The organism is uncultured Ruegeria sp., from assembly GCF_947500045.1.
In the GTDB taxonomy this organism is placed as follows: Bacteria; Pseudomonadota; Alphaproteobacteria; order Rhodobacterales; family Rhodobacteraceae; genus Ruegeria.
Genome location: NZ_CANMQQ010000016.1, coordinates 1 through 20,286 on the forward strand (window position 1 = coordinate 1; position 20,286 = coordinate 20,286).

Consider the following 20,286-nt stretch of genomic DNA (forward strand, 5'->3'; position numbering starts at 1 on the left):
ATGCGCGGTAATATCCACACCCTTGAGAACCTCAAGGCGGCCAAAACTTTTGTGAAGGTTATTGATCTCAATGACGGCTTCTGACTGCGTCATCTTGCTTGAATCCGATTTGCTCGGGGAACCGAGACCAGCGACCGCGCGCTTAGCGATAATTCCGCAATTGCCAATTTCGCCCACCCAAAGGCGCGGCGTCTGAGCGCAACAACGCTGATTTCTCCTAAGTCGGGAGACTTCGGAGAATTGGCGCTTGTACAGTGTTGGATCAAAATCACCTCCAAAAGCTAAACGAAACCTCGCCTATTTACCGGTTGCTGGAAAATAGACAAAAGAAGAAGTTAACTTTGTAGAACAAGAAGTGTGCGCGCACCCGTTCACATAGAACATTCGTGTTGAGGGATTGATCCCGGATGTGCAATCGACGTCAGCTGAACCCGCACACAGTCGCCAAAAGCCATGCAATGATCATTGTGACCTAGACCACCAATCCTTTGGTTTCAGACGATTGGCCCTGTCACTGCGTTTGTCCCACCAAAGTGCAATTTTACGCATTCGGCCAAGCGCCAAAGCGCGCCAAACGCGGTCTCGCAGTCTGTCATAGTCACGATTGAACGGGCAAACCCGCATGCAGATCGCACAATCGCTTTGCAGCTTGGCCCAGTATTGAAAACAGGCCTTTGCGTCCGAGGTCCATTTGCGCACACCTTGAATGGCGGACTGATCCGATTCCGCACTGGTTTTTGGTGCGTCGAAAGGCAAGGCCTTAGCGGGGCAGGCGTCAGCGCATTCGGTGCATATGTCGCAAAACGCCTGAACCCCCAATGGTTTCGGAACATCATGCGAAAGCGGTAAGTTTGTGAAAATCTTTGAAAACCGCAGTCGTGGACCAAATTCGGGCGTGATAACCATTTGATTGCGGGCATATTCCCCCAGCCCTGCCTTAATGGCATAGGGAATGACCAAAGCAGTGTCATTCATGGACGGTACAGCCTCGTACCCCAGATTTCGGATATAGGCCGCTAGCTGAATAATAATTGACGTTTCATGACTGTACTCGCGCCCTGTGGCAGCGCCAGCCAATGCAGACGGGTATGTCGCCACCAGCTCTTGATCCATTTGGTGACCCAGGACAATCACACTCGTCAACCCTTCGGGCAATGCATTTTCAGCTTCTGAAAAATCGCGCGTGTCTACCCGCGCGGTATAAAGCCAGCGATCATCAAAATCCGTAATCCCAACCAGATCAGCACCGAAGAACCGCGCGATGCGCTTGACCTCGTGCGACATGGCTTCGGGGTCGTCTACCTCCACTTTAGTGGTTGCTATGGGCGTGTCATCAGAGATCGGAGCCTGAAAACCCTCGCGCCGACCATCTGCGGCGCTGCGGTTGCTGACGATATCCGAAATGATCCAGCTTGCATTACGCAAGGCGAAATCTTTCTGGCGAAATCCATCGCCTTTTCGATAACTGGCGCGCATCCGGTAACTGCCAAAGAACCTGTCCGTCAGCTTGGATCTTACGGTTTCATCCCAGAATGCGCGCGTGAACATGTCATTGCGCTGGGAAAACGGTTCAAACGCGTCGGTTGTTTCGATCCCGGCTGCGGCATCGCTTTCGCGATACTTGGTGCGCCACCTTTCGCGGTCTTCGGGGGTGACACTTTGGTTCTTCGGCCAGGGCACGGCTGTTCTCCGATTTGTAGAATGTTGGTTGCTACAATCACACGCAATTCAAGCCGGAGGTTAATCAGACCCCTAGCTTGATTGATACTCGTAACGCTGGAATACGGCCCATTCAACCGTCACCCGCCAGCGTCGAACCGGAATATGTTAGCTTGCCTGCGCGAGAAGCGACGCGTTTCCGCCGGCCGCTGTTGTATCAACGCAGATATGACGTTCCAGATGGCAGCGTTCACCGAAATCCTCGTCATTGATCAGCGGCACAAGGGCACCATCGCGGGCAGCCAGAACTTTGCGAATGTCCCGCAACTCGGCCTCAGGGGCCCATGAGACCACTGCGTCGAACCCATTCAACTCGCCAAGCTGATTAGTTTCCAGCACGCCATCGACACATCCATCACCGACCGCATCCGGGGCAATAACCACTGCTGTACAGCCATGGGCGCGGGCAATTTCCGCCTGTTGCTGCGCGGCTTCCAAGGTTGGCCCCAGACACAAGAATACGCCACGCCCATAAGTCGACAGCATGTTGGATTCTCCGGTCGGTCCGGGCAGCTCCTCCTGGCTCAGCGGGCGGCGCGATGGGCGCGGTGCCGAATCCAACGCGGCTTGAACGTCGACACGCCCTGCAAAAGGTGCGCTGTCCGTGTTGATCTGTCGTGTTGATTGCTGCGCGAAACGCTTAACATAGGATGGACCACCAGCCTTGGGGCCGGTGCCAGACAAACCTTCGCCGCCGAAGGGCTGGGAACCAACAATCGCACCAATCTGGTTGCGATTGATATACATGTTTCCGACATTCAGCTGAGAGGTGACCTGTTCGACCCGATCGTCGATCCGCGAGTGCATCCCGAAGGTCAGGCCAAAACCGGTGGCGTTGATCGCCGCCACAACGGTGTCCAGCTCGGACGCTTTGTAGGTCGCGACATGCAGGACTGGCCCAAAAACTTCCTTTTCCAGATCCGCGATGCCGTCGACCTTTAGGACTGTTGGCGGAATGAAAGTTCCCTGCGTTGGTACCACGCGCTCTTTCAGCAAACGGCAATTTTTGCGCGCAGCTTCAATATATTCGCTGATTTCATCAAATGCGCCCTTGTTAATGACCGGGCCCACATCGGTTCTGAATTCCCATGGGTTGCCAATGACCAGCTCGTCCATTGCGCCGTACAGCATCTCAAGGAAGGGTTCAGCAACATCCTCTTGTACGTATAACAGACGCAATGCCGAGCATCGTTGGCCTGCCGACTGGAATGCTGATGCCACAATATCCTTGATCGCCTGCTCGGGCAGCGCGGTCGAATCCACAATCATTGCGTTCAACCCGCCGGTTTCGGCGATCAACGGGGCGCCGGGCGCAATCTGGTCCACCATCGCCCGATTGATGGTCTGCGCAGTGTGGGTTGAACCGGTAAAGCAGACACCGGCGATGCGCGGATCAGATGTCAAACGGGCACCGACCACTGAACCGCGACCCGGTAAAAGTTGCAGGGCAGATGTTGGAACGCCGGCCTCGTGGATCAAACGAACCGCGATGGCCGCTGTGATCGAAGTCGGATCAGCCGGTTTTGCAACAACCGCGTTTCCGGCGGCCAGTGCAGCCGCTATCTGCCCGGTGAAAATTGCCAGCGGGAAGTTCCACGGTGAAACACAGGCCATGACGCCCCGCGCAGGGTTGGACAGTTCAGTGCCCCTGACAGCATAGTAGCGCAGAAAATCCACAGCTTCGCGCAGTTCGGCAATCGCATCCAATGGCGTCTTACCCGCCTCGCGGGTCAGCGCCGCAAACAACTCACCAAAATTGGTTTCATAAAGGTCGGCGGCTCGGCTCAACACTTCGGCGCGGGTATGTGCATCTTGATCCCAGGTCGTGGCGTTCGCCAGCGCTGTTTCCACATCCTCTGCGGAAGCCTGCTTGACGGTTCCAACGGAATCCCCGTGATTGGACGGGCTAACAACCGGGCGGTCTGCATCCCCCTGAATCGAACCTGCAATCATTGGGCCCACTTTCCAGAAATGGCTTTGGTACGGGGTTCGCGCGGCTTCGATTTCTGCAAGATCCTCGACATCGTGCAAATCCCAGCCCCGGGAATTCTGGCGTTCAGCGCCGTAGATGTCCTTGGGCAACCGAACCGCTGTGTTGAGCCCCCCCGCTCCGTATGTTTCAAATGGATCGGCTGCGACGGTTTCAGCAGGAACATTTTCATCAACAATCTGATTGACAAAAGAAGAGTTTGCCCCGTTTTCAAGCAGTCGCCGCACAAGATAGGCGAGCAGATCGCGATGCGCGCCGACCGGTGCGTAGATGCGACAGCGGGTGCCATTCAGTTTCAGCACCAAATCATGAAGGCTGTCCCCCATTCCGTGAAGGCGCTGGAATTCGAAACTGCGTGAATCGTTGGCCTGTTGAAGGATCGCAGCGACGGTATGCGCGTTGTGCGTGGCAAATTGCGGATATATTCGGTCCGTCATTCCAAGAAGTTTGCGGGCGCAGCAAAGGTAGGAAATATCAGTAGCAACCTTGCGGGTATAAACCGGAAAGCCGACCAAACCTTCGACCTGCGCGCGTTTGACTTCGGTATCCCAATAGGCGCCTTTTACAAGGCGCACCATGATTTTGCGGTCCAGCTCGCTCGACAGGGAATAGAGCCAGTCAATCACCTGAGGCGCGCGTTTGCCATAGGCCTGAACCACAACGCCAAAGCCATCCCAGCCCGCCAGCGAAGGGTCACGCAAAACGGCTTCGATGACGTCCAGAGACAGTTCGAGACGATCAGCTTCTTCTGCGTCGATGTTGAGCCCCATGCCCGCAGCTTTTGCCTGTTGTGCCAATTGCAGCGTGATTGGCACCAGTTCCTGCATCACGCGATCTTTCTGCCCAACCTCATAACGCGGGTGCAATGCGGACAGCTTGATCGAGATACCGGGGTTTTCACGGATATCCCTGGACCGGCATTCAGAAGCCAAGTTGGCGATAGCTTGCGAATATGCATCCAGGAAAGACGCGGCATCTTTAGCCGTCAGAGCTGCCTCGCCCAGCATGTCATAGGAATAGGTATAGCCTTCCTTTTCCTTCTTCTTGCCGCGCTTAACGGCCTCTTCAATTGTTTGGCCAAGTACGAACTGTGCGCCCATTTCCTTCATGGCGCGGCCCACAGCTGCCCGGATGACCGGCTCGCCAAGCCGTTTCACTGCGCCCTTCAACGTGGCCGCGACGCCTGTTCCGTCCTGCAAAACCTTACCAGTTAGCATCAATGCCCAAGTCGACGCGTTCACAAGTGAAGAGGACGACTGCCCAAGATGCTGTCCCCAGGATGATGGCGCGATCTTGTCTTCAATCAGCGCATCAATCGTTTCATCGTCGGGCACGCGCAGTAGCGCTTCGGCCAGACACATCAGCGCCACGCCTTCATTTGTCGACAGACCGTATTCTGCCAGGAACACTTCCATCAGCCCAGGGCTGCTGTCATCGCGAATTGCCTTGACCAATTCAGTCGCGCGATTGCGGGCAGTCGCGCGCTCTGCCGCCGTGAATGGGTGTGTATCGGTGAGTTCCTGCAAGACCTGAACTTCATTGCGAAGATGGTTGCGGCGGAGATGAGCGCGGATCTCGTTCAAGCTGGACATCTTGTCTCCTAGAAATGAGGTTTGCAGATAGTCTATCTGACGAGAAAAAGTCATGTTGACTTTTCTCTAGATAATTCTCGACGTATAGACTTATATTGCCACTTATTTTAGGGATTTTGCCCATGATTATTCATCAAGAAAGTCTTCTGGACCGATACGATCGGGAAATAATGCAGATTCTCAGTCGCGAAGGTCGACTACCGGTGACCGAACTGGCTGCACGCGTGGGCCTGTCAAAAACCCCATGCCAGGTGAGATTGAAGCGTTTGATATCAGAGGGATATATTCAGGGCTTCAAAGCAAGGCTCGATCCTCTGAAACTTGGGATGGAGCAAGTCGTTTTTGTTGAAGTAAGGCTTACCGACACGACAGAGCGCGCATTGACCGAGTTCAACGCAGCCGTCCAGAAGGTGCCGGAAATCGAACAATGCCACATGATAGCCGGTGCATTTGACTATTTGCTGAAGCTTCGAACGCAAGACATGCGAAGCTATCGCGAAATACTCGGGGAAGTCGTTTCATCCCTGCCCCATGTCGGAAGCACGTCAACCCACGTCTCAATGCAATCCGTCAAGGACGAAGCCTATTGAATGGGTTCGCTTGCTTCGACTGGTGAAATTAATTCTCATCACGCAAGAAGTTTCGTACCTTCGTGATATAGCTGTCGCGCACCCCTGATGCGGGATTTTGATCACTGAATAGCAACCTCGCCACGGGTTTATCACGTAGCCGGGTCAGGCATGAAACAGGGAGACCGAACTTGGAAACGAAGACTGTTAGCAAAGCTATCATTGAAAGCTTGATTGCCAATGATGTTGACACCGTTTTCGGCATTCCGGGCGCGCATACCTATAACCTGACCAACGCTCTGCACGAGGCGAAGAATTCGATCCGCTTCGTCCACACCCGGCACGAGCAGGGGTCAGCTTATATGGCCTATGGGTACGCCAAGTCTTCGGGCAAACCCGGCGTGTTCACTGTTGTGCCCGGCCCCGGAATATTGAACGCAGGTGCAGCACTGTGTACGGCCTATGGCGCAAATGCCCCAGTGATGTGTTTGACCGGCAATATCATGACGCATCTCATGGGACAGGGGCGCGGCCAGTTGCATGAACTACCCGATCAACTGGCAACGCTACGCGGGTTGACGAAATGGTCCGACCGGATCAATCACGCAACCGAAGCACCTTCGAAAATGGCTACGGCCTTCGCGCATATGACATCCGGACGCCAACGCCCGGTGGCGGTTGAAGTGCCGTGGGACATATTCGCAAACGCGGCTGTGATCGAGGGCGCGAAGGTCGTTCAACCAAGCCCACCAGCGATCGATCCAGATCAAATTGCGGATGCCGTCGCTTTACTCAGGCAAGCGAAGAACCCGCTGATCATGGTTGGGGGCGGCGCACTTGATGCGGCTTCTGAGGTTCTTGCGCTAGCCGAAAAAATGCAGGCACCGGTCGTCGCGCACAGGTCAGGTAAGGGCATCGTTTCCGACAAGTCGCCTTACAGTTTCAACCTGATCGCAGGCTATGAGTACTGGAAGACCTGCGATCTTCTGTTGGGCATCGGATCCCGTTTGGAACTTCAGTTCATGCGCTGGAAATGGCAGCCAAAGGGCTTGAAAATCGTGCGGGTCGATATTGATCCGACCGAAATGGTCCGCCTGAAACCCGATCACGGAATTGTGGGGGATGCTGCGCTCTGCAGTGTTGCATTGACCGAGGCCCTTGGCGATCACAACCCGGAAAAGCGCAGAGAAGAATTTGAAGGTTACCGCGCCCGCTCGATCAAAGCGATGCAGGTTGTACAGCCACAGATGTCTTACCTTGACGCCATCCGCGCGGCACTGCCCGAGGATGGCTTTTTTGTCGAAGAAGTCAGCCAGATGGGCTTTACCGCACGGTTTGGTTTTCCCGTGTACAAACCCAGGCAATATGTGACCTGCGGGTATCAAGATAATCTGGGTTTCGGGTACAATACCGCGCTTGGTGTAAAAGTGGCCCACCCTGACAAGACCGTAGTCTCAGTATCAGGCGACGGTGGGTTCATGTTCGGTGCTCAGGAACTTGCCACGGCCAAGCAACACAACATCGCGGTTGTGGCGATCGTGTTCAACAACAAGGCTTACGGCAACGTCCGGCGCGATCAGATGAATGTCTTTGGTGGCAACGTCATCGGGTCGGATCTGGAGAATCCAGATTTTGTTGCCTTGGCCGAAAGCTATGGCATCGCTGCGGCACGCGTTGAAACGGCGGAAGCACTGAAGGAAAGTTTGGACGCATTTGTTGCGCTGAACAAGCCCGCGCTGATCGAAGTGGATGTCGAAACCGGTTCAGAGACGCCCCCCTGGCAGTTTCTGCACCCGGCACCCCATGATTGAACAGCATTGATCCGGAACTATCGATATGCCGTCATTCAATAACATCCGGTCCGTAGAACGCACCCTTTCGGTGTTGCAGGCCATGAATGAAGGCAACCTGTCGCGGATTTCAGATCTGCAGGACAAGACCGGACTACCCTCAGCCACGGTTGTTCGAATAATCGAGACATTGGTCAGCCTGGGCTATGTCCAAAACCACGGTCGCAGGATCGGCTATACCTTGACCGAGAAAGTCCTGGAACTGAGCTCGGGGTTTCACGGGCTGCCGTTGATTCTGGAAAGCGCCAAATCGGTACTGCTTGATCTGACCGAAGCCATTCGCTGGCCCGCCGCAATGGCAACATTGGACAATGTGTCCATGGTTGTCAGGCTCAGCACAATACCCGAAAGCCCGCTGGCACACACTCATTCCACGTTACAGAAACGATTGGAACTTCTGGTCCGGGCACATGGGAGAGCGTATCTTGCGCATTGCCCCGACGAAGAACGTCATAGCCTGTATCGCAAGCTGATCGAGCAAGAGGTCACACAGCTGGATCTGCCGGAACTTGACGCACGGATGCGCCCAATCCTGTCCCATGTCCGCCACCTTGGCTATGCAGAGCGCGACCACGAAATCGACCCACAGACGACCACAGTTGCTATGCCCGTGTTCTTTTCCGGCCGTCTCAGCGCAACGATTGGCGTTACCTTCTTTCGCGGTGCCCGCGCCGATAGAAAGAGCATTCTAGAGCATATGCAGCGGGCTTTGGACAAGCTTGAAGCCCTTGAGCCATAGATGATCAAACTGCAGCGGTAGAACCGACCGCTGAATCCATTCCACCAAACAGTACTTCCGACGCAATGTTGCCTCAGTTTACAGAGATGTGATCCAGTAATCGAAGGCACTTGATCCGGTCCCTATCGACAAACCGCCCGGACAACATGACGTAGTCTAAAGCCGCTCGGCGGCGTCGGTCGCGGCGGGTGGGATTTTCGGGATATTGATCCGTCCCTATGTCGTCATGATCCTTTACGGTGTGCTGACACAGACCTCTATCAGAGATCTCTTTATTGCCAGGCTACTCCCTGGTATGCTGACTATCCTGGGGTTCATGCAGGTGGTCACGATAATTACACGAATGCATCCCCGGCAGGGCCCTACCGATAACAAGACCAGCGGCTGGGACAAGGCAATCACGCTTCTGAAAACATGGCCTATTCTGATCCTTTTCGGGCTGATCATCGGCGGGATTTATCTTGGCGTGTTCACACCGACCGAAGCGTCCGGCATGGGAGCTGTTGGTGCCTTTTTGATCGCCTTCATTCGCCGCAAAATGGATCGTACCCGCTTGCTGGCCGCGTTCCGTGAGACATTACGATGATCATTGTCGTGCTGTTTGGTGCCCTCACGCTGAACAATCTTATCGTATTCTCAGGACTTGCCAGCGGGTTATCCAGCTTTGTGACAAACCTGTATTTCACACCAATGGCAACTATGGCCATCATTCTGCTGATCTACCTTGCTCTTGGTTGTTTTCTGGATGCCCTGGCCATTATCCGAGCGCTGTCTTGGTCATTTTCGCCCGAATGGTGGTCTGTTCGTGCGGCTCGACTGTCGGTTTAAGGGTGCCGCCGCCCGGTTCACCCCAAACGATCTCGACCTCTTGTCCAAACTCAACATCAACCTCATTGATAATACCGATCGAGAACCATCCCCCGACCGCCGTCGTGTAGGCCGCGTAAATTGAGATACCAACCGGCTTGCCGTCGATCAAAACCTGATCATATGGCACTGTCGCATAGTGTGCGGCAGGCATTTCCAGGTACTTATATGTCGGGCCGTCTTTCAGCATCGAGCCCTGGATCTTCAGTACATCCTCGGGCGACCACTGCAGCCAAATTTTCTTACGATGCGGCCCGTCTTTTCTGGCCAACAATGCTTCGCGCCCTTTGAATTGATGATCCCAGTGGATCAACCGATGATAACCGACATCCCAGGGATCCAGATAATAGTCTTCGATCTTGTCGCTGATCAGGCTTCCGCCAATGGATAATGTTGCCTCGTAAGATGTGTCCGGCAACCAGTCACGATAATCGTTCATATCGTCACCTGTGTACACAGCAGGAAGAACAGACCCGACCCACCCTGACTGAGGCCCGGCGGTGGAATAGGTTCTGCCGCCACCCCGAACAAGGCCGTGATCCTTGCCTGCTGCCATTACCGCGTTCAAAACCTTTTTGCGTTCAGCATATGGTCCCCAGAACTCCAACCCTGGGGCCTGCGCCATACCATGGCGCAATCCGGTCACAAGGCATCCGGCAATGGTGATTTCGCACATGCCGAAGAACCGCAGTTCGGGCATTGGACTGCCAGTAGCAATTTCAAGAATCTTAAAGGCGTTTGGCCCCTGAATCTGGAAGCGATACATCTCGCGGTTCCAGTCGCCTTCCAAGACGCGCAGATCCTTGCGCAGCGTGATGTCATAGTCGCCCGTCTCGTATGCATATTCGACAAAATTCCCACAAGACGGCTTGCCGATGATCTGCAATTCGCCGTTTTGAAGGTGGAAGACCACCGCATCACCGATAATGTGCCCGCTGTCCGAAACGACAACCATCTGCACCGCCTTCATCGGCGCGAAATCCGTGAAGTTGTTGATGGAGATATCAGCCAGGAATTTTAGCTTATCTGGCCCATCTACGTAGATGTCCGTCATGTGGTAGGACTGCTCGAACAACACGGCCGTGTCGCGCCAGCCATTTTGCTCTACTCTCCAGTTCACATGCTCGTCCGGCACCGGAAACTGGTAAAACCCAACCTGCGCATTTCTCAACATATCAAGTGTACTCGGATAGGTCCGAAGCTTGTCGTTCATACTGTTGGGCATGGCGTTTCCTTCACTTGGGTTTGATTGTCACAAACTATCTTCGTGATGATCCCGCAACTGGCCAACATACAAGCTTCACAGAATGAAGTTTATTCAGTCCTACTGTTCCGTGCCCTTGAACCGGCAGCTAATCTGAACTCAGGCAATTACCAAGAGCAATATCAATGTCGATCCTGAACCCAAACACCGCTATTCCGTTCAACATCACACGGCTCAGTCATGTGGTGCTGACCAGCAAAGATCTTGATAAGACCCGGTACTTTTACGAAAGCGGACTTGGTTTGGAAGTAACGTCGCACGAAGACACTCATCTGTGTTTGCGTGCAATCGAAGAAACCGGGCATCATTCGCTGGTATTCGAGAAATCCGATGGGCCGGGCGTTGCGCGACAGATCGGATATCGGATGTTTTCTGACGATGATCTGAAACGAGCGTATGATTATTTCAACGAACAGGGTCATGCGGCAAAATTTATCGAGCGGCCCTATCAGGGCCTCACGCTCCAACTGGATGATGGCGTTGGTGTGCCTGTGGAGTTCTGCGCCACGATGGATCAGACCGAAAACCGCATGCAGCGGTTCCATACCCACGCAGGCGGGCGGCTGGCCTTTCTGGATCATGTCCAGATAGCCTGTCATGACGTGGCTGGCGCCTATCAATGGTACAATGATCTGGGGTTCCGGCTGACGGAATACACGGCTAAGGACGGCACAGATGAGATGTGGGGCGTTTGGCTGAAACGCAAGAACAACACTCAGGATGTGGTGTTTGGCAATGGACCGGGGCCACGACTGCACCACTTTGCCTTCCATACGCCCGAAATATCTTCGATCATCCACGCGGCCGATGTCATGGCTTCGCTTGATCTGGCTGGCAGCATGGACCGCGCACCGGGTCGGCATGGGATCGGCAACGCCTTTTTCATCTACTTCCGCGATCCCGATGGGCACCGGGTCGAGATATTCTCGAGCCACTACAACGTAATAGATATCGACCACGCTCCTAAACGGTGGGAATTGACCGATACGCGTCGGTCTCAGCTGTGGGGATTTCCTGCGCCGCGCAAATGGTTCATGGAAGCTAGCGCGTTCGAGGGCGTCGCCGTGAAGGACCCGCTGGTCAACGCGCCTCCTGTCACACTTGAAGACTTTCTTGCAAACTGGTGATTTCATGAAGTTCGGCACGATCATTCTGAATGGCACCACGGCCCCTGTTCTGCAAGGCAACGATAGACGGGTGCGGTTGGTATCTGATGTCGCGGCGCTGGCGGGCATCCAGCCTGTTCCAGATATTCTTTCGCTGATAAAGACCACTCAGCAAGACGCGTCGGTTCTTAAGAGCTTGCAGGCTAAAGCCGATGAAGCCGCGGACTTCGATTTGTCCACGATTGAATGGGCCGCGCCGGTGACGAACCCCTCCAAGATCCTCGGGGTCGCCTTCAACAACAAAGAACTGATGAAAAAGGCGCATCGCGACCCGGGCGTGCCGAACTTTTTTCTGAAACCGCCATCCGCACTGATCGGACATGGCAAAGCGATCATCGTTGACCCAGATTGGGGCGCGGTCATACCCGAGCCCGAGATTTGTGCAGTCATTGGCAAACGCGCGAAACACATTTCGGAAGATCAGGCGTTGGACCATGTGTTCGGATTCATGATCCACAATGACGTGACAAGCCACGGATTGAAGTTCCAGAAGGATTCGATCGCCGTGACCTATGACAAGGATATGGCGCGGCCTGAATTCTATACTTGGCGACATCTGAATGGGCCCGACGATACAGATGCATATTATGTTTATCACACCCGGTCGAAGGGCACCGATACATTCGCACCAATGGGGCCATGGATTACCACAACGGACGTGGTCGGTAACCCCAACGACCTGCATGTCAAAGGTACGCTGGACAACGAAACCTTCACCTTGGACCACACGGGAAACTATCGCTTTACCGTCGAGCAGTGCATTGCTGAAGCCAGCCGATATTTCACCCTTGAACCCGGTGATCTAATTTCCTTTGGGACCACCGGCAAGGGCGCTGGCCGTTTTCCACGCGGACACAAGAGCCTTCTAATCGGGGAAGAACAAGGAACGATCGGGATCGAGATCGAGCCGCTCGGCCGTCTCGAAAATCCGATCAGGCACCAGAAAGGTGGTGCCTAATGGTGCGCGCCGTTTATTCTCCCAAAGCGGCGCAGCACCTGAACCCTGTGCCCAATGCTGCAGTTCACAACGGGCTGCTGATCACATCCGGCATTCTGGGCAAAGAGTTGCACAGCGGGGCCTATCCGACAGACAAGGAACGTCAGGTCACGCTGGTCTTCCAATACCTCGAAGCCATCCTTGCCGAAGCAGGCGCTGACCTGCAGGATGTCGTCAAACTGGACCTCTATTTTGCCGACAAGGCAGATCGGGATATTGCCAACACTCATTGGTTGCGCCTTTGGCCAGACCAGGCCCTCCGCCCGGCCCGGCAAGCGCATCAGGTGGTCCTGCCCCCAGGGTGCTGTCTTCAAGCTGTGGCGACAGCCATGCTGGCCCAATGACCAGGCTTACCATCGGCATGATCGGCGCGGGCGAAATGGGTGCTGCCTTGGCGCGGGTATTTGGTGAAGCCGGTCATCAGGTTCTGTCCGACCTGAGAGGGCGATCTGAAGAAACCCACACACGAGCGCAAGAAGCCGGTATTCAAGCCGCACATTTGCTTCAGGTCGTCGCGGAAACCGATATATTGTTTTCCGTTCTTCCCACACAATATGCCAAAGAGGCTGCAGCCGAAGTCGCAGACCTAATCGAGCAGACGGGCAAAACCCCGATTTTCGTCGAAGCCAATGCCATTTCACCTCGGTTAACCTGCGAAATCGCAGGGCTGATCACCAACGCTGGTGCCGTCGCTATCGACGCTGGGCTCGTCGGAGCGCCCCCCTCAGAAACCACGCGACCCCGGCTTTACGCCTGTGGCGGGGATCTCTCAACACTGCGGGTGCTGGACCAGACCGGGTTCGATCTGGTCGAACTATCGGGCGGTATCGGCAAAGCTTCGGCGTTCAAGATGGCATATGCGGCGATGACAAAAGGGGTGAACGCGCTTTTGTTCAATGCAATGCTTGCGGCTGATGCGCATGATCTGCTGGACACATTCCTGGCAGAGGTTGAGGCCAGCCAACCGCAACTTGCCGCGCGGGCGCGCGCCAATATCCCCCGTCTGCCCGCCGATGCCGCGCGATGGCAGGACGAGATGCGCCAAATCGCGCAGAGCTTTGAGGACATAGGTCTGACGAGCTATTTCCATCACGGCGCCGAGGCTGTCATGGCCACTATATCCGCCTCACCTTTTGGTCATGAAACACGTCGCACCCGCGACAAATCCCGAAGTCTGGAAGCCACTATCAAGGCAATCCAGCCATCCTTTGACAAGAAAGGTTCAGCCTCATGACACGATATCACAACTTTATCGACGGCGCGGCCTCCCCAGCAGACACCTATTTCGATGTCATCAACCCGGCGGACAGCTCGGTTGTTGGTCAATGCCCATGCGGCACAACCAATCAGATGGATGACGCAATCGCTGCGGCGGGCCGTGCGTTCAGGATATGGTCAATCACAGATGACGCGACGCGCAAAGCCGCCTGCATTGCCGTGGCAGAGGTGCTCGAAGAAAATGCCGAGGAACTGGCCCAGATCCTGACCGCCGAGCAGGGCAAGCCGCTTGGCGGGCTCGGATCTCGGTTCGAGCTTGGTGGCGCCGCCGTTTGGGCACGTACCACCGGCGCGCTGGAACTGCCGGTCAAGATCATTCAGGACAACAACGAAGGCCGGATCGAACTGCACCGCAAACCGATTGGTGTTGTTGGCTCAATCACGCCATGGAACTTTCCGATCACGATTGCGATTTGGCACATCATGCCAGCGATCCGCGCCGGAAATACGGTGGTGATCAAGCCCTCGCCCTATACGCCACTTACGACGTTGCGCATGGTCGAACTTGCCAACGGTGTACTTCCCAAAGGTGTTCTGAATGTTGTGGCCGGTGAGGATCACCTGGGCGCACAGATGTCGGCCCACCCTGGCATTCGCAAGATGGTTTTCACCGGCTCGACTGAGACGGGTAAAAAGGTCATGGGCTCGGCCGCTTCGAACCTCAAGAAACTGACGCTGGAACTCGGCGGTAACGATGCAGGCATTGTTCTGCCCGACTGCGACCCCGGTGAAATTGCCGAAGGCCTGTTCTGGGGTGCTTTTGTGAACAATGGTCAGACCTGTGCTGCGATGAAGCGGACCTACGTGCACGAGGACATATATGAAGAAGTCTGTGCGGCGGTGATCGCAGTCGCCAAGGGCATCAAGGTCGGGCCGGGGAACGAGCCCGACACGATCCTTGGCCCGGTTCAGAACAAGATGCAGCTGGAAAAGGTGCGGTCGCTTCTTGCCGCTGCCGTCGAACAGGGGGCCGAGATTCTGTACCAGGGCGAAGTGCCCGAAGGTGGTAATTTCCATCCAGTGACCATCGTGGGCAACATCAATGACGGCAACCCTCTGGTGGATCAGGAACAGTTTGGCCCGATCATGCCGATCATCCGCTACAGTGACGTTGATGAAGCCATAGCCAACGCAAATCGATTGGAGGTCGGGCTGGGCGGGTCGATCTGGTCGAAAGACCTTGATCGCGCGAAAACGCTTGCCCTGCGGCTGGAAAGCGGCACTGCCTGGATCAACCGGCACGGGCCTCTGAACCCGATGGCCCCGTTTGCTGGCGTCAAGCAGTCGGGCATTGGAGTGGAATTTGGCGAAGAAGGCCTGGCAGAAAACACCGACATCCAGGTCGTTCACCTTTAGGGTCAGGCCGACCTTTTCCCACGCGGACTTTCGTCCATAAGACCCGTCAATTGGCGAAGCGCAAGCCGCGTGCGGCTAGCCCGTCGATATTCGGTGTTCTGACCACAGAATATCCCGAACATCCCAACCAGTCTGCGCGATGCTGATCGGTCATTAGGACTAGAAAGTCGGGTTTTCATTCATTGCGGCACGGTGGCCGGGCTGCGTTGTCTGTTCAACACCACAAGCACTACACCAACCGCAAATGCCGGCCCCCAGACGATCATGAGCGGGCTGATCAGCGCCAGAGCAGCAACCATACGAAGCGCTGTTTCGACCCAACCGAGCTGTGTGAAGTCAAATCGACTGGCGGCTGTTGCAATCAGATAGGTCATCAATAATAGGCGCAGCACGATCAGGACAAAGCCAACCAGTTCGAATTCACCACCGGCCTCCGGCACAAGCAGCATTTCGGGGTTGTAGACCCAAAAGAACGGGAGCACGAAGATTACGATCCCTATCCGAAGCGCGGCAAAACCAGTTTTCGATGGATTCCCCCCCGATATCGCCGCTGCCGCATAGGCCGCGACCGCAACGGGCGGTGTGATCCCCGATGCCACACCATAGTAGAAGACAAAGAAATGTGCGGTCAGCGGCTCTAACCCAAAAGAGTTCATGGTGCTGCCCAGAACGATGATAATCGTCAGATAGGCAGGCAATGTCGGCATCCCCATACCCAATAACAGGCAAGCGCCTGCTGCCAGCAGCAATGTGGCCAAAAGGCTGGAATTCGTGACACCATTCAGGAAGAAGGACAGCTGCGATGGCAGCCCGGTCGACAGCATTGTCGCCACTATGATCGAAATGCAGCAGACTGCAATCAGAAGCTTGGCAAATGCCTGGCTTCCTCGGGCAAACCCCACGACCAGACGCCACGGCTCGCGACGCACATCCGGGTTGATGAATGCAAGGAACAAAAGCGCGAAAAGGGCAAACAGGGCGGACCCTGCTGGCGAAAGACCCCGGAGTAGTGAATAGACAATGATCCCGATCGGCGCCAGGATCAGAACAAGGTTCAACACATCCTGAGGAGTCACCTGCATTTCTTCGGAAATTTCAGTCGCTGCCTCAACGCCCAGCCTGCGGCTTTCAAAGACGATGGTCATGAAAAGCGAGACATAGTAGAAAACTGCGGGCACCACGGCGGCTGTCATCACGACGACATATGAAACACCCACAAAATCCGCCAGGATCAACGCTGCTGCACCCATGATTGGCGGCATGATCTGCCCGCCAGTGGATGCGGTCGCTTCTACGCCGCCTGCAAAGTTTGGTGAAAACCCTCGCTGCTTGATCAGAGGAATCGTGATGACGCCCGTCCCCACAACATTGGCAACTGACGAACCGGATATCGTTCCAAACAGGCCCGACCCCAGCACAGCCGCATGTGCCGGGCCGCCCCGGTATTTGTGCAGCAAGCGCAATGAGATCTTCAGCATCGACATCCCCGCGCCGGTGCTTTCCATCATCGCGCCCAGAATTATGAACGGGAACACGGTGGACAGAACGATTGCAGTGATGTTCCCGAGGATGCCATCGTCAAGCGCCAGCCACAGGTTTTCTGTCAGGTCGTCGACCAGTGAGCCCTGGAAACTCCATGCAAAGTATATCAGCGACAGTATGGCAACGGCCGTCAGCGGCACACCCCAGTGACGCCAGCTCAGGTACAATATCCCAACGCAGGCCGCAGCCGTTGTCCAGGCTTGATACGGTTCAAAGAAAACGATCGTGTCGTGCATGAGCGTGACATCGACAAAAAAACGCCAACTTGCGTAACCAAGAGCCAGAAGCACTATCATGTCTACCGCAAGGGCGAACGACTTCTTGCCCCGCCCGCTCACTTCTGCGGCAAGGGGCGCAGCCAGAACCACCACCACCACACATAGAAAGAACACCCCTGCCCTGTATGGCTCTGCCTCAAAAGGCCCGATGCGCGGCAAGGGCCCGATTGCCGGAAGCTTGTGCGCGATCAGAACCAGACCCGCAGCAAAAGCTATCAACATCGATAAAAGGGCTGAAGCGGTCGTCCAGGATTTTATCGGCGATGTCTGGCTTTGCATGACACAGTCTCCGTAGACAACGTGTCCTTTCGCGGGTGTCGCCGCGAAAGAACATGTCACGTGCGCAATTCTGTGCGCTTAGTTCGCGATCAGCTCCGACGGAACATCAAGACCAATTTCTTCGTAGTACCGAATTGCACCTGGGTGCAGCAGCATGTTGTTGCCCGCAAACGGTACTTTCTCAACGGTCAAAAGCACCGCGATTTCTTCCTTGTTGGCATCCAGGTTATCCCAGAAGGTCTTTGTCAGCAGATATGCCTCGTCATCAGACATGTCCTTGTTGACGGACACCAGCATCGTGTAGGCGTATGTATCAATGTTCTGGTCCCCGTTTTCGACGCCTTCGTAGGCCCCAGCAGGAACACCACCCGTGACGCTGCCATTATCAACCAGCATGGCGGCATAAGTTTCGCTGTCAGCCACCCCATCCGGCGCGGGCAAGAACCGGTAGTCACCCTGCAGGAACAGTTGTACGAGGCTGGCACTGCCGACGGCGGTCGACGCCAGATAAACGTCGAACTGTCCGTCCTGGAAGGCGGGTCCGGCGGCACCCCAGCCCATCTTCACGGCGTCATAGCCCGTATCCGGTTCAAGGCCAGTCATCACACGCACCAGGCTGGTCAGTTGTCGGTTCGCAGCACCACCCGGGGGGCCGACGAAGACACGCTTGCCTGCAATGTCGTCCCAACTTTCGATACCACTATCCGCACGCACGATCGGGTGAACCGAGCCGCCGATAAAGGAATAAAGCGAACGCAGATTGCCCGACAATTCCTTCGCTTGATCGGGATTTTCCTTGTACGGGCCGACGCCTTTCTTCATTGCCCCAAAAGCACCAGGAGGCACAATTCCAACGTCAATCTTACCTGCCGCAAGCTTCAGTGCGGTTCGCGTCAAAGTCTGACCAGTGTTCAGGCTGATCGACGTGTCGGATCCGGCCAAATCCCGCGCAGTTACCTGCAGGACCACCGAAGTCAGGCCTGCGGGCGACGCAGATTCAGCCTTCAGTTCGCGGGCCTCTCCCAGTGTGGCGCTGCCGATCAGCACCGATGCTGCGAGTATCGCGGATTTTGTAAAGTTCAGATTCATCGTTATCTCCCTTTGCTTTTTTGAGTTCAGAATGGCAGAAGCCCTGCTTCGGCCAAATCAATTCCGCCTTTCATTTCATCAGGTGAAGTCAGGCCAGAAACGCCGTTGCCGGTGACCGGTCCATTTGCCCAATCAAAGCATGCGTGAGCTTCAGCATCAGGTCTGACTGGGTGTCGCTGTGCTCCGGATCATTCCATAGATTGCAGGTTTCCTTAGGGTCGGCCTTCAGGTCATAAAGCTCACCCCAATCCTCGTTCAGGTAGACCGTCAGCCGGTGGTCCGGCGTAATCAGAGATCTAACCGTGGGCGGCGTGCTGAACCCAAGCCGCGGAAACACATCGTTGAACTCGCAGAATAAATGCTTGTGCGGACCGGCATTCCCTTGAATGGCATCCAACAGTGATTGTCCCTGAATTCCATTAAACGGCGTCAGCCCCGCTCGTTCGAGTATCGTGGCGCTAATATCGGTGGTCGAGCCCATTTCACCCGAGACACGCGATGTCGGGCTTTCCGGGTCCGACCAAATGAATGGCACATTCGTTACCGACCGGAATGGCGGGGATCCTTTGAGCAGCATGTTGAAATCGCCCATGTAATCGCCGTGATCTGCGGTGAACAGAACCACCGTGTCCTGTTCCAAACCCAGCGCCTGCATCCTGTCGATGACGGCCCCGATCGCATCGTCCACCATGGTAATCATACCCGCCGTCAAAGCCATCGCTTCTTGCAAGTGCCGGTTTTCGACCATGAAGGCGGATTGCGGCGTTGGCGGCGGTTTGCCCGCCTCAAATTCGCCCTTCAGATATTTCAGTGGTGGTGTCGGGTTTTGATGGGCTTCATAGGGCAGCGATACCTCAAAATCTTCAGGATCGTACATGTCCCAGTATTTCCCCGGCGGATTAAACGGGTGATGCGGGTCGGGGAACGAGACGAACAGGAAAAACGGGTCATCAGACACTGTGGCTTCATCCAGATAAGCCATCGCCTGGTCACGGATGAACGACGTCGGATAAAGCTCTTCAGGCATCGGCGTGCGAAAGGCTTGTGGACAGGAATAGTTGTGCGGCAACTCGTTTGTCGGGTCTAGAAGATCCTGCCAATTCTCTGCCGTCTCTTTCAGCCAGCGGACATAGTGCCCTCCGCTGTTTGGTCCGTGGCGGCTGGCGGCGATCACCTTTTGATACCCGTAATATGGGGTTTCGATGAGGCCGCCCCGTGCCTCGAAGGCCTCGCCCGACTCGGCGGTGTAATCCGCCCCATCCGGTTTCCAAGCCTCCTTGATCGGTTGCCCGTCAACCTCAGCTTCCGGCAGGCGAATACCCGTCATCGGCTGCAAATGACTTTTGCCGATGGACGCCGTGCGATAACCCGCCGCTGCCAGAACATCGACGAATGTATTGGCGGATCGGGGCAGAATGGCACCGTTATTGCGTAAGCCGTGAACCGATGGAAAACGCCCGGTCAGCAGCGATGCCCGGTTTGGCATGCAAATCTGGGTCGCGACGTGAAAATCGGTAAATCGCGTCCCCTTTGACGCGATTGCGTCAATATGGGGCGTTTTGACCACCGGGTGCCCCGCACAACCCAGCCAGTCACCGCGATGCTGGTCGGTGATGAATAAGACAAAGTTGGGTTGTTTTGGCATCTTACCCCCCAGTTTAGGCCTTGCTTTCAGATTCAGCGAGAAGACGTTTCTCAGCCTCCTGAACAG

At 55.4% G+C, this 20,286-nt stretch carries 15 protein-coding genes and 1 pseudogene; 9 read left to right on the plus strand and 7 right to left on the minus strand.

Annotated features, from left to right (window positions below):
- The 3 genes and pseudogenes from Q1B46_RS19970 to putA all read right to left on the minus strand — a co-directional run.
- Positions 1-93: pseudogene (locus Q1B46_RS19970) on the minus strand (amino acid ABC transporter ATP-binding protein); the annotation flags it as partial.
- Between the two features lie 369 nt (positions 94-462).
- The gene (locus Q1B46_RS19975; protein ID WP_299951360.1) at positions 463-1,593 is read right to left on the minus strand and encodes a reductive dehalogenase domain-containing protein; all 1,131 of its coding nucleotides are present in this window, start codon (positions 1,591-1,593) and stop codon (positions 463-465) included.
- Positions 1,594-1,827: 234 nt separating this feature from the next.
- A complete protein-coding gene (putA, locus tag Q1B46_RS19980; RefSeq protein ID WP_299951162.1) occupies positions 1,828-5,301 on the minus strand; it encodes a bifunctional proline dehydrogenase/L-glutamate gamma-semialdehyde dehydrogenase PutA in 3,474 nt (1,157 codons plus the stop codon).
- Positions 5,302-5,423: 122 nt separating this feature from the next.
- Here putA and Q1B46_RS19985 point away from each other — a divergent pair, with 122 nt between their 5' ends.
- The 4 genes from Q1B46_RS19985 (at position 5,424) to Q1B46_RS20000 (ending at position 9,045) form a co-directional block, all read left to right on the plus strand.
- Positions 5,424-5,891, plus strand: a complete 468-nt coding sequence (locus tag Q1B46_RS19985) for an Lrp/AsnC ligand binding domain-containing protein (RefSeq protein ID WP_299951165.1) — start codon at positions 5,424-5,426, stop codon at positions 5,889-5,891.
- A gap of 170 nt (positions 5,892-6,061) precedes the next feature.
- Positions 6,062-7,681 (plus strand): thiamine pyrophosphate-dependent enzyme, encoded by a 1,620-nt coding sequence (locus Q1B46_RS19990; protein ID WP_299951167.1) that lies wholly within the window; start codon positions 6,062-6,064, stop codon positions 7,679-7,681.
- Positions 7,682-7,706: 25 nt separating this feature from the next.
- Positions 7,707-8,459, plus strand: a complete 753-nt coding sequence (locus tag Q1B46_RS19995) for a DNA-binding transcriptional regulator (protein WP_299951170.1) — start codon at positions 7,707-7,709, stop codon at positions 8,457-8,459.
- Between the two features lie 205 nt (positions 8,460-8,664).
- A complete protein-coding gene (locus Q1B46_RS20000) occupies positions 8,665-9,045 on the plus strand; it encodes a TRAP transporter large permease subunit (RefSeq protein ID WP_299951173.1) in 381 nt (126 codons plus the stop codon).
- Positions 9,046-9,216: 171 nt separating this feature from the next.
- Here Q1B46_RS20000 and Q1B46_RS20005 read toward each other — a convergent pair whose 3' ends face one another.
- Complete coding sequence (locus Q1B46_RS20005; RefSeq protein WP_299951176.1) at positions 9,217-10,551, minus strand: aminomethyl transferase family protein; 1,335 nt, start codon at positions 10,549-10,551, stop codon at positions 9,217-9,219.
- Between the two features lie 164 nt (positions 10,552-10,715).
- Here Q1B46_RS20005 and hpaD point away from each other — a divergent pair, with 164 nt between their 5' ends.
- Genes hpaD through Q1B46_RS20030 form a run of 5 tightly spaced genes read left to right on the plus strand, consistent with a single transcriptional unit; the run spans position 10,716 to position 15,387 of the window.
- Positions 10,716-11,717 (plus strand): 3,4-dihydroxyphenylacetate 2,3-dioxygenase, encoded by a 1,002-nt coding sequence (hpaD, locus tag Q1B46_RS20010; RefSeq protein WP_299951178.1) that lies wholly within the window; start codon positions 10,716-10,718, stop codon positions 11,715-11,717.
- A gap of 4 nt (positions 11,718-11,721) precedes the next feature.
- Positions 11,722-12,714 (plus strand): fumarylacetoacetate hydrolase family protein, encoded by a 993-nt coding sequence (locus Q1B46_RS20015; RefSeq protein ID WP_299951181.1) that lies wholly within the window; start codon positions 11,722-11,724, stop codon positions 12,712-12,714.
- Positions 12,714-13,097 carry a RidA family protein gene (locus Q1B46_RS20020; RefSeq protein WP_299951184.1) on the plus strand — a complete coding sequence of 128 codons (384 nt, stop codon included), beginning with the start codon at positions 12,714-12,716 and terminating at the stop codon, positions 13,095-13,097. The genes Q1B46_RS20015 and Q1B46_RS20020 overlap by 1 nt, the downstream gene beginning before the upstream one ends.
- Entirely contained in the window at positions 13,094-13,987 is an 894-nt protein-coding gene (locus Q1B46_RS20025; protein ID WP_299951187.1) for an NAD(P)-dependent oxidoreductase, read from the plus strand. The genes Q1B46_RS20020 and Q1B46_RS20025 overlap by 4 nt, the downstream gene beginning before the upstream one ends.
- Positions 13,984-15,387 carry an aldehyde dehydrogenase family protein gene (locus tag Q1B46_RS20030; protein ID WP_299951190.1) on the plus strand — a complete coding sequence of 468 codons (1,404 nt, stop codon included), beginning with the start codon at positions 13,984-13,986 and terminating at the stop codon, positions 15,385-15,387. Before Q1B46_RS20025 ends, Q1B46_RS20030 begins: the two co-directional genes overlap by 4 nt.
- Positions 15,388-15,566: 179 nt before the next feature.
- Here Q1B46_RS20030 and Q1B46_RS20040 read toward each other — a convergent pair whose 3' ends face one another.
- From Q1B46_RS20040 to Q1B46_RS20050, 3 genes are all read right to left on the minus strand, one after another.
- A complete protein-coding gene (locus Q1B46_RS20040) occupies positions 15,567-17,486 on the minus strand; it encodes a TRAP transporter fused permease subunit (RefSeq protein ID WP_299951193.1) in 1,920 nt (639 codons plus the stop codon).
- Between the two features lie 78 nt (positions 17,487-17,564).
- Positions 17,565-18,575 (minus strand): TAXI family TRAP transporter solute-binding subunit, encoded by a 1,011-nt coding sequence (locus tag Q1B46_RS20045; RefSeq protein ID WP_299951197.1) that lies wholly within the window; start codon positions 18,573-18,575, stop codon positions 17,565-17,567.
- A gap of 88 nt (positions 18,576-18,663) precedes the next feature.
- Complete coding sequence (locus Q1B46_RS20050) at positions 18,664-20,220, minus strand: sulfatase-like hydrolase/transferase (protein ID WP_299951200.1); 1,557 nt, start codon at positions 20,218-20,220, stop codon at positions 18,664-18,666.
- Positions 20,221-20,286 lie beyond the last annotated feature (66 nt).